Raw genomic sequence first — 11783 nt, 5'->3', positions numbered from 1 at the left:
CTGTTTAGGAATTGACGCGGGAATTGAAAGTTTTGTGGCTACTTCACGGGGAGATTTAATCAAAGCCCCTCGATTTTTGTTGAAAGTACAGAGTAAGCTTAAATTGCTACAAAGACGCTTGAAACATCAAGTCAAAGGCTCTAACAATTGGTTGAAACTCCAAGAGAAGATAGCAAGATTACCTGAAAAAGTGTCTAATACTCGTAGAGATTGGCATTTTAAGTTAGCTCATTACCTTTGCGATTTTGCTGATAATATCTTCGTTGAAGATATTAACTTCGTTTCCTGGTCTAGAGGGATCGTTAGAAAGCAATCTCTAGATTCGGGTATCGGTAGTTTTATTAACGAGATACTACCGTTTGTCGCTTGGAAACGGGGAAAATATTATCTTAAGGTCGATAAAAATGGAACTTCGCAAGAGTGTCCTAATTGTGGCGCGTTCACTGGTAAAAAGTCGTTATCGGAAAGAGTTCACCGATGCGATTCCTGCGGCCACATCGAACCGAGAGATACGGCATCAGCGAAGGTAATTGAGAACCGAGGAAAGAACGCGGTCGGACTGACCGTGTTAGAAAACGCTTGCGGAGGCGGTCTGGTGGGGGTCGTTCAGTTAAACCTGTTTGATCTAGTCAAGAGCCTATGAACCAAGAATCCCCCGCTACACTGCGCGAGCGGTTGGCGGGGGAGAGTCAAAGCTGTTCCATAAAAGTCCGCACCGTACCATCGGAACCAAGCACCAGACGCAATTGGGGATTACCGGGGACATCGAGGGGAGAAACAAAAGGTTGATTGAGCAGGGGCATATTAGTGCGATCGAGATAGATTTTCGCCGCCTGTCCCAGGGGAATAATCTGTTTTAGGGAACCATCCTGATTTAAGACCAAACGGTACTCTAGAGTATGCTTGAGACTTTCCGGCGGTTGCCAACGGGATTGAAAATATTCTCTGGTTTCTGCCACTTGGGGAATTGTATCTAGTAAATTCGTCTCTGGGGCTTTAGCGGTGCTTGTGGGCGGTTTGGTGTCTAAATTGGCATTTTCGGGGTTAATAGGGCTTAGAGGCGGTAAATTGGGCAATTTTGGCGGTGCTGGAGTCGGATTCATCGTGGTGGGGGGAACATTTACCAGTGCATTTGTACCCTGAGCACCGGTGACGGGGGGGGCAGTAATCGGGATTTTCTGATTATTCGGTTCAATTACGATCGCCGTGCCGCTTGGAAGCGAACCCGTGACTGGTGGCGGCGGTAAAGTGGGCGGCGGAATCACCAGGGGGACGCTAGAGGGGCGAACTGGGGCTGGAACGGTTCCCACGGGTGGCGGTGGCGGTAAAGGGGTTTTATTGCCCAAATTTGCCGGTAACTGCGGGTTTGGGGCGGCCGTTCCCGTGGGGGGTAAAGGCAGCGTTGGCAAGGGTTGGGGAATCTTGGCGCTATTGGGATCGATGGTTAAATCATTGTTGGCCACTTCTTGCTGTTGATAAAATGCGATCGCTATTCCCCCGATAGTTATTAGGGCTGAGGCGATTAATCCCGTCCACATCAGGGCATTTTTTCGAGTTTTCTGGCGAATTAATGGGGGTATTAGGGGGCTTTCATGGTTATATTCCCCTAAAGCATTGGCTAGATCGAATAATTGCGATGTGGTTAATTCGATCTCCTGTTTATCCCGATCGGTTAGCAGGGAACCTAAAAATAATTGATGCTGGAGAAGTCCCCGACAACGGAGAGAGGGTAAGGAGGGGAGATGGCTTTCGGGGGAACCACTAGCCACGAAAGAGAGGGTAGAAACAGGACTAGAGAGTAAATTCTGCACATAATTAGCGACAATTTCCCCTAGTAGTTGTAATTGTGTGCGATCGCCTTTGATCGTCACCTGTTTTTCCTCACTCAATCTAGGATCATCAAAGCGCAATTGAAAGTGGGCATCGTTTAAGACATTTTTACCCAGCCAAACCGCTAGAGGCGAACTATTTCCCCAAATTTCTAGGGTACAGGTGGGGGGTGTATATTTGCGAATTAGATTACTCATTTTTAGTTATCGGTGGGAATTATGAATTATGAATTATGAATTATGAATTATGAACTGGGAAGCTTTTTTTCAGTGATCAGTAAACAGTAATCAGTAATCAGTGAACTGAAAACTTACATCTGATAACTGATAACTGATAACTGATTCAAGGCTGATAGCCTTTTTACTTTTTACTTGCCAAAAGGGTGTGCCAGAGAAGGAGATGACTGCGGTGGCTGCTGTAGAATAATAAATCGATTAATAATTTCCAGGCTAGGGAAGTTAGGCTAGAATTGCTGAGATTATTTTCCGATATTTCTGGGTATTTTAAGCGAAAATTATCGATATAATTGCCCAAAAGCGTGGTTTTTTGGGGTTCTTGTCCTTGAGTTCCCACTTGTTCCAAGAGAATTACGGCGCGACGGATTAACTCTTGCTTTTTTTGGGCTAGATGACAGAGGAGGAGAACTAGAGAACGGATGTCCGCTAGGGAGAGGTTTGACTGGGGTTGCCAGTAGTGGGCAACTAGGCGATCGCTTGTATCCAGATCTAAGGCTAATTCCTGGGCTGCTTGGGTGATAGACTCGGAGTCTAAATTAGCTAGAGAGACTAAAGCCGCCAAAATCAGGTTTAAATAGCTATTAATATTCTCTAACTGCTCGTTACTGGGTGAGATAGCTAGGGGTAAATCCTCACCCGTGGAGGACTCGGCAGACTGAGGCATAGTCAAGGACATAGATAATAAGGAATTGCCAGCAGAAAAACTTGGGTTTAGGAGAAAAAATCACTGGTTCTAAAGTGTCATAATAATTTAGATTGTTCTTTTCTTGCACGTCCGCTCACCGATTGCCTCCCACCCAATGAGTTTAGAATCCGCTACCGATGAAGTTATTAAGCAAAATTTAGAACAATTTCTAATTGTTTTGTCCGTTTCCCTGAGTGTGGCCACGGTTTCGAGGATTTTTAGCTGGTTTCGCCAAATTCCTTACACCCTATTGTTAGTGATAGTCGGTTTAGGTTTAGCTTTCATCGATATCCGTCTGGTGAACCTATCCCCCGAACTGATTCTAGAAATTTTTCTGCCCCCTTTGCTATTTGAAGCCGCTTGGAATACGCGCTGGCGAGATCTGAAGGATAATTGGATTCCCGTCAGTCTTTTCGCTATTGTCGGCGTAATTATCTCGATTTTCGGGGTTGGCTTTGCCCTCGATGAATTGACCAATTTACCCCTATTTACGGCATTATTAGTGGGTGCGAGCCTTTCTTCTACGGATCCCGTCGCTGTTGTCGCTCTTTTTCGCGAATTGGGGGCCAGTAAAAACCTCACCGTGCTTTTGGAAGGGGAAAGTTTATTTAATGATGGGGTCGCTGTCGTCGCTTTCGCTCTTTTGGTGGAAATTCCCCTCGGTGCTAGTGGTCTATCCTTAGAGACAACTATTAGCCGGATTGCCGCTTTTATCGGTATCGGGGTAGGAGTGGGTTGTTTAGTGGGTTTTGGTATCTCCTATCTGACTCAACGTCTGGATTTACCCCTAGTGGAACAGTCTTTAACTCTTGTGTCCGCCTACGGTGCTTATTTATTAACCGAGGAGTTCGGGGGTTCGGGGGTAATCGGAGTGGTGACTACGGGGATTATTTTAGGTAATTTTGGCTCTAGAATTAGTATGAGTCCCCGTACCCGCCTATTAGTCACGCAATTCTGGGAGTTTCTCGCTTTTTTTGTCAATTCGATCGTTTTTCTCCTCATCGGCGATCAGATCCGTCTCTCCAGTTTAGCCGATAATCTCAATTTAATTTTTATCACGATCGCTGCCGTGGTAGCGGCCCGTTTTCTGGCTACCTTTGCTTTGGCAACTGTTAGTAATGCCTTGATGGAAACTAAAATTAATTGGCGGGAAAAAACGGTTTTATGGTGGGGAGGTTTGCGTGGTTCCGTTTCTATTGCCCTAGCTTTAAGTGTGCCGGTTATTTTTCCCAATCGTCAGGATATCATCGATATCGTCTTCGGAGTTGTTCTCTTTACCCTTTTGGTTCAGGGATTAACTATTCAAACTTTCCTATCGAGATTAGACTTGATCGGTGATCAACCAATTCGAGAAAACTATGCGGAACTTTTAGCCCGACGGGTAGCTTTAAAAAGGGTTTTAGACTATCTTTCTAAGTTAGATAAATCTCCCGATGTTGCCCCCGAATTTTTTAGTTATGAGCAGCATCTCGTCAAAGAAAAGTTAAAGACTGTAGAAGCGGAAATTCAATCTCTCAACGATAGTTATCCCCAATTACAACTATTAACAATGGAACAACTTCGGGAAACCCTCCTAGATATCGAAGCTGATACCTACGCTGAATTTATTCGATCCGGGCGTTTAACTAGCAATTTATCCCCCGTCCTTCAAGAAATTCTCGCTGAAAGTAAAATTAGTGAACAGTAGGACTATTTTGGGGTATATACAATCAATCTCAATTCTCCTAATGATCGACGACTGGCTCCTATGACAAAAACCCCTGCAATTAATGAAGGGGTTTTTGTGGGGTTTTATGGGGGATTTTAGGAGACTTTTGTAGTTTCCTTTTCTGTCAATTTAGATGACTTCAGTTTGCGCTTCAGGGTTGAAGCTGCGCCTAGAGTACCGAGGGCGAGGAATGATAGAATAGAAGTAGGTTCTGGAGTTGAGGGTGTTGTTACTATACCACCATTAAAAGTCCAGGTAACATTAGTTACATTTTCTGTTTTTGGGTCGTTATTTTCGGAAAACCAGCGAACGAGGACTGAACCACCAGATAATAATGTAAAAAAATTATCTTTGTTCCAATTAAACGGTTGGTTAAGTGACAAGTCTTTAGGTGTTCCTTCTTTTTTTACTTTTTCAACAACAGCTACGGGCATGGCGCGAAATTTCCCGCTTGGGTTTACTTGAATGTGGAGATCATTAACTATTTTACCAGTATTATTAGTGAGTGTCACTCCATAACACACCGTTGCAACACCCGCACCAGACCCGTCGCAATCTGTCCGTGGATTGACGAGGGTAGCAGATAAAACCTTATCAGCACTGATCGCTACAGTTACAATTCCTAATCCAACAATCGAAAAAAGCTTTATTCTTGAACTTTGAGTTATACATTGCATGGCTTAATCAAACCTCAAACCTTTATAAACAGTAAAAACAAATAAGTAATGATGCATGGGCAAATTTCAGATGGTATCCCCAGTCAAACAACACCCTAACGCAACACCAGAGGCGGATGACAAAAGAATACACATTACCCCCCCCCTAAACTGTATTTTAAGCTACAATTTAATGAATCTTTATATTTCCTTCTTAATCTCTATCAAGAAAACTCAGAACCAGAATAAACAACCCCCAGAAGACGAGACAGAGAAACCCGAACCGACTTCCGTAGTGCGATCTCGCGTAGCGAGCGCGTTGCGACCGCAACATCCGTAACTTGTCCCCTCACCTCTGAAAACCGATGTTATCCTTAAGGTATTCCCCCAAAATCCTCAAATCAAATCGTTATGAACAATGCTGACCTAGATACCAATTCTCCTTTGTTGCAAACCCTTCAGACATTACCTGTCCAACAACAACAAGAAATTCTCGATTTTTTGGAATCTATAGTCAATCAACACCATCAAACCCAAATAACCCAAACAGGTAGAATTGCAGGATTATATCAAGGTCAAGGCTGGATCAGCGATGACTTTAACGAACCCCTAACCGATGAACTCTTGCCGCCAACTTAACCCATGCAACTTTTATTAGATACCCATAGCTTTATTTGGTGGTCAATTAACTCAGAAAAACTATCAGTAACCGGGCAAGATTTGTTATTTGATCGAAATAATCGCTTGTTTTTAAGCGTTGCTAGTGTCTGGGAAATGCAAATAAAACTGCAACTGGGAAAATTACAACTTAACCCATCCTTACAGGAATTAATTAAAAATCAAATAACCATTAATAATCTAGAAATACTTTCTATTGATCTAGCTCATATCTGGACACTAGCAACCCTTACCCACTATCATAAAGACCCCTTTGATCGACTTTTAATATCCCAATCAATAACCGAAATTATGCCGATTCTGAGCATTGATGAAATATTTGACCGTTACCCCGTTCAAAGAATTTGGTAAATTTCCCAAAATGTCAGGCGATCACCGCTTTTCTAGTGCGATCGCCCCCCTCGCAGCTAGATCAAGCAATACCTTAACCCAACACCAAAGGCGGACAACAAAAGGATACACATTACCCCCTCCCGCACTGTATCTCAAGATACAATTTAATAAATCTTTACATTTCTCTCCCTAGCTTAGGGATTCATAGGGAAAGGAGTTTCAGGTATTTTCCCCTGTTTTACCCCTTCGCAGGCGACCTATCCTCTTTCGTGAGGGATTTTGGCGCGGTATGTGGGATTCGCCTTTGCGTTCTCCCTTGACTGCCCCTCAACTCGATCGCTAACCAAATTAAGTACGATTACCTCGCACCAACCAGATGATAGACTGGGGATAACAGAAATAACTGAATATGGCTAAATTACCGGAGGAAACCCTAACTAGCATTTTTGAGCTACTGCGTCAACTAGCGGAGCAGATAGAATACGCATCAGCGACGGAATGGCAACTTTTTACTGAATACGGGGAAAATGAGCGGACATTATCAGAATTAGAAGAATTATTTAATGCCAGAGAGAGGGTAATTAATTCCTACTCCCGAATTAATAATATCCTGCTGAGAATTTTACAAGAGCAGCCTACTCTCTCAAATACGATGCTAGAGATGTTAGAAAGAGCGATTTTGCAAGGAACAGCCAGCGTAGATGCTGTTAACGCTAGTATTAATGAAGTTAAGAGGCAATGGAACTTACTATGACTTACCGCACCTCCTATCCTGATGAAGCAACTAGAAAACAATCTCTTGAACGCTTACGGGAAACTAACCGCCAGATTGAGCTTTATAATCTCTTTTTAGACGATATACTCGCTCAACTCGAAACAGAATCCCGTCAAAAGAGACGAGAAAGGCTAATGCAAAGAGGGCAACCTATTGAATAGTAGGTAGTTATGGAGTTAGAGTCAAAAGATGGAGTTCGAGTGGGATGACCAAAAGAACAACATCAATATTGAAAAACACGGGATCGACTTTAATTTTGCCAAAGAAATCTTTTCAGGAGTCTGCATCTCAAAACCTGATAATCGCAGAGACTACGGCGAAGAAAGATTAATCGCTTTGGGACTTTTAGGATAATTCGTCCTAGTTGCAGTGTACACTCTACGAGAACAGAAAATACGGCTTATATCTACAAGACGCGCTAATGCAGAGGAAAGGAGAATTTATTATGAGTATGTCGAGAGAGGAACAATTAAAGATCCTTGGTCAGATGAAAGATTCTGATATAGATTATTCAGATATACCTGCTACTGATGCCGAATTTTGGCAAGAAGCTACTGTTAATTCTCCTCTAAAAGTTCCTGTAACTCTGCAGCTTGATCCCTCAGTTGTTGCATCATGGTACATCAAGGTCTGGAGGAGAAATGGGTCTTACTCAACAGCGATGCCATTGAATTTGAAATCAGTAGGAACCCAGACCCTTTCAAAAAAGAGCAACTGGAATCCATCCTATCGGTTGCCACCCGTCGGCTCCCTTCGAGTGAGGCGATCGAATTGAGAGCCACAGCCTTGATGGAACTGGGTTTTAAGTTCTATGATGCCTTACAGGGCGGGATGTATTGATATGGTACTAGAAACTATTGCTGAACCTGATTTGATTGTTAAGGGATGGACTGATGAGCTAATAGCACTAAAACATTATCCGAAAACTGTTATCTCAAGAAAAGACGCGGTCGTCATCTATAAAGAACTAAAGAACGATGGATTTGTCATAACTGCTTTTTTGACATCCTCCTGCGAAAAAATTATCAAGCGAGGCATCCTATGGCAGAAGTCAATCTCTTAAAATCAATTCCTTATTTGCTAACTGCACCTTCTTCAAGAATCTGGATAGATTATGATGAAGAAGCAGATGTTTTATATATTAGCTTTCGTAAGCCTCAAAGAGCCAATGATAGTTTGCTAGAAGACAATATTATCTATCATTATAGAGATCGAGACTTAGTTGGATTAACTGTCTTGAAAGCTTCGGATTTTAACAGTGGAGATAGTGAAAATAAAATTAATGGCTCTGAAAATCCTGGGGAGCATCTCACCTTTGTAACCCCTAAATCAGGTTTTTATGTCAAGCTATTTTGAAAGCCTTGCTAGAAACCAGTTTTATGGATAAGTATAATTACTCACTTGCATAAATGAGATGCTCCCAAATCCTGAAATGGGTTGACAATTTGGTCAGGGTGGGTTAGGATACCCCGAGTTAACAGTAAATTCGTCTATGGCTGACTTCCAACTAACCACTCCTGTCGCCTTCCTGATTTTTAATCGACCTGATACGACGGCGAGAGTATTTGAAGCCATTCGTCAGGCTAAACCACCCAAGTTATTAGTGGTTGCCGATGGTCCCCGTCCAGATAGAGCCGATGATATTGAAAAGTGTAAGGCGGCTCGTGCTATTATCGAGGGTGTGGATTGGGATTGTGAGGTGTTGACGAATTATTCTGATTTAAATTTAGGTTGTAAAAATCGGGTATCGAGTGGTTTAGATTGGGTTTTTGACACAGTTGAGGAAGCGATTATTCTTGAGGATGACTGTTTGCCACATCCTAGTTTTTTTCGCTTTTGCCAAGAATTGCTCGATTATTATCGAGATGATGAGAGAATTGCATCTATAATAGGTTGTAATTTTCAGTTCGGTCATCAGCGTACTAAGTACAGCTATTACTTCTCTCGCTATCATTTTATATGGGGTTGGGCAACCTGGAGGAGAGCGTGGCAGCATTATGATCGTGATATGAGTTTGTTTAATGAAATTAAAGATGATGGTTTTCTGAGATATATTTTTCAGGATACTCAGCAGTTAAGATATTGGAAAGAAATATTACAAAGAACCTATGATAGAGAGATCGACACTTGGGATTATCAATGGATACTATCTTGCTTACTACAAAATGTTTTGACAATTACACCCAATACAAATCTCGTTAGTAATATTGGATTTGGTGTAGAGGCAACACACACCAAAATATCTAGATCTGTTTTGAATAACATCCCCGTAAAAGCTATAAGCTTTCCCTTACGCCATCCTGCTTATATAGTTCCCCATGCCGATGCGGATAACTTTACTTATCGTGTTTACTGTCAGACCCCTTTGACTAGGCGCGTAGTCAATAAACTAAAAACAATATTTGAGCTTTGAGTATCAATTCAACTTGTTCACTTGACGCTTTAACAAAGCTGCATTTTTCAAAGAATACTTTGGATTAAAAAATTTCAGTTGTTCTATATGCTATGCTCTATGCTTAACAAAACAATTAAAAACACGATTAAGAGTATTATATCAGCTTATAAATCTGCTGAATATCCGCTATTGCCTATTACAAAATTTCTTCAAAATCCGATGTATTGGTTATATCACCAATCTCCCTTGTTAAGGCATGATAGTAAGTTTTACTTAAAACCTTTTTTGTTAAGACATATTCACGATCTATTAATTGTCAATCACCCACAGGATTTCAAGATTTATGGAGAAAAAATCAACTTCCGTTCTTATGGTAGTTTAATGTCGGTTCAAGGATATTATGTTGGTGAAATAGAATACCACTTGGTTCAATATATTGTCAGTCAAATCAAACCTGGATTTGTTATGTTAGATATAGGAGCGCATCATGGTGTTTATACTTTGATTGTTGCTTATGAGCTAAAATCTCGCGGTTGGACAGGAGTTATTCATAGTTTTGAGCCAAATCCGCTGAATTTTTCCTTGCTAGAACACAATGTAAAGCAAAATCAACTAACTGATTACGTGATTCTGCATAACGAAGCCGTATCCAATACAGAAGGCAGACAAAAATTATTGGTACATTCTGGAGAGAATAGTGGCTGTCAATTAGAAAGCGTAGAAGTATTAGAAGAAGGAAGCTGTCCAAATTTAATTGAAGAATATGACATAAGAGTATGTCAGCTAGATAGTTTAATTAGTCAATTAAAAGATGTAAAACTCATAAAAATGGATATCCAGGGAGCCGAAACTTTTGCTCTGCAAGGAGGTGAGAATATCATTAAAAGAGACAAGCCAATATTGGTAGTAGAAGCAGTTCAAAATTGGTCATCAACCGAAAAAACAAAAGAGTTCTTGAATGATCACAACTACGAGATATATGGAGTCAGTTCCAAAGGTAAATTATGTCAAATGGATAGTCCTGATGTATTTGTTTCATGGGACTGGGTTGGATTGCCCCTTGAATAAAATTAATTTTCAACAAAAAATTTATGCCTAAAAAAACGATTAAGAAACTCTCCAGAAGTTTAGGAGTTGATCTAAAAAGATACAATGTCCAAACATCCGAAGCGGCGAAAATGCAGCGCTTGTTAGCCTATCACAACATTGACTTAGTATTCGATGTTGGTGCTAATATTGGGCAGTATGCTAAATTACTGCGAGAGTTAGGCTATTCGGGTAGGATTGTTTCCTTTGAACCACTGTCAAGTGCTTACTCTCAGTTAAAAGCTGTTAGTAAAAAAGAGCCGCTGTGGGAAATTGCTCCCCAAACTGCCATCGGCAACCAAGAAGGTGAAATTACCATCAATATTGCTGGTAATAGTCAGAGTAGTTCAGCTTTGCCAATGCTGGATGCTCACTTAGAATCTGCACCCGAATCAGCTTACTCTGGATCAGAAACAGTAAAATTGAGCAGGCTAGATACCATTGCCAAGGACTATATCAAAAGCGAAACTAAATCCATTTTCCTCAAAATAGACGTGCAAGGATTGGAAAAACAAGTGATAGAAGGGGCAACAGCAATTTTGCCTTTGGTTAAAGGCATTAAGCTTGAATTATCTTTAGTCCCTCTCTACGAAGGTCAAGTCCTGTTTAAAGAAATGATTGATATTATAGAAAAACTAGGTTACGAACTGTACGGTATTGAACCAGGTTTTACCGCCGAAAAAACTGGGAGGATGTTGCAGATGGATGGTATTTTCTTTAAACCAGATTAAAAATTTAATCTGGTAAAACATGAGCAAAGTTATTTGTTGATATCCTTTCTCAAATAGTGCTACACTATGTACACAATGCGTACACAACGAGAGAGACTATGGATAAGCATGACATTGAGAAAATTGGGGTGCGAGAATTTCGGAGCGGACTCCCTAAATACATATACGGTGAGACTCCCGTTGAGGTACTACGTCACGGTCATACTGTTGGGTTCTATTTCCCCGTTAAACAGGGGAGTAAAAGCGCCGATATCGCTGCCTTACAAGCGGTGGCCGCTCAATTTGAGTACCTGTTAAGTCAAAAGGGAATTTCCGAAGACGATATTGTTCGTGAGTTTCGTCAGATGTGTGAAGCGGACAGAGCCAATCAGAGAAAGGATTTAGACGGGTGAGACTCAAATTCGTCGTTCTCGACGCTAATATCATCATCGAAAATTTTGGGTCTGAAACCCCGTCGTTCTACGACGGCTTTACCGTTAAATACTAGCGCATTTACCAAATATATGCTAGAATGTGAGACATGGAAAAAGCCTATTCGTTTCGATTTTACCCCACACCAGAACAAGAGTCGCTATTGCGGCGCACTTTGGGCTGTGTAAGATTAGTTTACAATAAAGCTCTCCACGAACGAACACAAGCATGGTACGAAAGACAAGAAAGAGTAGGATAT

Annotated in this window: 17 protein-coding genes; 14 read left to right on the top strand and 3 right to left on the bottom strand. The window is 41.4% G+C overall.

Annotation, left to right across the window (positions count from 1 at the left end):
• Positions 1-643: RNA-guided endonuclease InsQ/TnpB family protein (locus IM322_RS06095; protein ID WP_287713141.1), on the top strand; the 643-nt coding region annotated here is incomplete at its 5' end.
• Positions 644-689: 46 nt separating this feature from the next.
• On the opposite strand, the gene IM322_RS06090 is transcribed toward IM322_RS06095, so the two are convergent.
• Both IM322_RS06090 and IM322_RS06085 read right to left on the bottom strand, forming a co-directional pair.
• On the bottom strand, positions 690-2027 hold the full coding sequence (locus tag IM322_RS06090; protein ID WP_287672765.1) for a DUF4335 domain-containing protein: 1338 nt from the start codon (positions 2025-2027) through the stop codon (positions 690-692).
• A 163-nt stretch (positions 2028-2190) separates the two neighbouring features.
• Positions 2191-2730 (bottom strand): DUF3038 domain-containing protein, encoded by a 540-nt coding sequence (locus IM322_RS06085; RefSeq protein ID WP_287672764.1) that lies wholly within the window; start codon positions 2728-2730, stop codon positions 2191-2193.
• Positions 2731-2866: 136 nt separating this feature from the next.
• Between IM322_RS06085 and IM322_RS06080 the strand changes: the two genes are divergently transcribed.
• The gene (locus IM322_RS06080) at positions 2867-4438 is read left to right on the top strand and encodes a Na+/H+ antiporter (RefSeq protein ID WP_287079241.1); all 1572 of its coding nucleotides are present in this window, start codon (positions 2867-2869) and stop codon (positions 4436-4438) included.
• Positions 4439-4554: 116 nt separating this feature from the next.
• On the opposite strand, the gene IM322_RS06075 is transcribed toward IM322_RS06080, so the two are convergent.
• Entirely contained in the window at positions 4555-5136 is a 582-nt protein-coding gene (locus tag IM322_RS06075) for a PEP-CTERM sorting domain-containing protein (protein WP_287672762.1), read from the bottom strand.
• A 390-nt stretch (positions 5137-5526) separates the two neighbouring features.
• Here IM322_RS06075 and IM322_RS06070 point away from each other — a divergent pair, with 390 nt between their 5' ends.
• The 12 genes from IM322_RS06070 to IM322_RS06015 all read left to right on the top strand — a co-directional run.
• Positions 5527-5754 carry a DUF2281 domain-containing protein gene (locus tag IM322_RS06070; protein WP_158198790.1) on the top strand — a complete coding sequence of 76 codons (228 nt, stop codon included), beginning with the start codon at positions 5527-5529 and terminating at the stop codon, positions 5752-5754.
• 3 nt (positions 5755-5757) lie between these two features.
• Positions 5758-6144, top strand: coding sequence for a type II toxin-antitoxin system VapC family toxin (locus tag IM322_RS06065; RefSeq protein ID WP_271975564.1), 387 nt, complete (start codon positions 5758-5760; stop codon positions 6142-6144).
• A gap of 391 nt (positions 6145-6535) precedes the next feature.
• On the top strand, positions 6536-6880 hold the full coding sequence (locus tag IM322_RS06060; protein WP_287672758.1) for a hypothetical protein: 345 nt from the start codon (positions 6536-6538) through the stop codon (positions 6878-6880).
• The gene (locus tag IM322_RS06055; protein WP_286823740.1) at positions 6877-7062 is read left to right on the top strand and encodes a hypothetical protein; all 186 of its coding nucleotides are present in this window, start codon (positions 6877-6879) and stop codon (positions 7060-7062) included. The genes IM322_RS06060 and IM322_RS06055 overlap by 4 nt, the downstream gene beginning before the upstream one ends.
• A 28-nt stretch (positions 7063-7090) precedes the next feature.
• Positions 7091-7255 (top strand): BrnT family toxin, encoded by a 165-nt coding sequence (locus tag IM322_RS23215; RefSeq protein WP_353737495.1) that lies wholly within the window; start codon positions 7091-7093, stop codon positions 7253-7255.
• 91 nt (positions 7256-7346) lie between these two features.
• Entirely contained in the window at positions 7347-7676 is a 330-nt protein-coding gene (locus IM322_RS06045) for a hypothetical protein (RefSeq protein WP_287672768.1), read from the top strand.
• 266 nt (positions 7677-7942) lie between these two features.
• Entirely contained in the window at positions 7943-8257 is a 315-nt protein-coding gene (locus IM322_RS06040) for a DUF2283 domain-containing protein (protein WP_287672757.1), read from the top strand.
• A gap of 136 nt (positions 8258-8393) precedes the next feature.
• Positions 8394-9314: a glycosyltransferase family 2 protein gene (locus IM322_RS06035; protein ID WP_287672756.1), complete on the top strand. Its 921-nt coding sequence runs from the start codon at positions 8394-8396 to the stop codon at positions 9312-9314.
• A gap of 99 nt (positions 9315-9413) precedes the next feature.
• Positions 9414-10364: an FkbM family methyltransferase gene (locus tag IM322_RS06030; protein ID WP_287672755.1), complete on the top strand. Its 951-nt coding sequence runs from the start codon at positions 9414-9416 to the stop codon at positions 10362-10364.
• A gap of 23 nt (positions 10365-10387) precedes the next feature.
• The gene (locus tag IM322_RS06025) at positions 10388-11113 is read left to right on the top strand and encodes an FkbM family methyltransferase (RefSeq protein WP_287672754.1); all 726 of its coding nucleotides are present in this window, start codon (positions 10388-10390) and stop codon (positions 11111-11113) included.
• A 98-nt stretch (positions 11114-11211) separates the two neighbouring features.
• Positions 11212-11505, top strand: coding sequence for a hypothetical protein (locus tag IM322_RS06020; protein ID WP_287672752.1), 294 nt, complete (start codon positions 11212-11214; stop codon positions 11503-11505).
• A 128-nt stretch (positions 11506-11633) separates the two neighbouring features.
• A partial coding sequence (locus IM322_RS06015; protein ID WP_287713142.1) for a helix-turn-helix domain-containing protein occupies positions 11634-11783 on the top strand: 150 nt, incomplete at its 3' end.

It is taken from the genome of Microcystis sp. M109S1 (assembly GCF_020247025.1).
Lineage (GTDB): Bacteria > Cyanobacteriota > Cyanobacteriia > Cyanobacteriales > Microcystaceae > Microcystis.
This window is presented reverse-complemented; position numbering and strand designations above follow the sequence as displayed.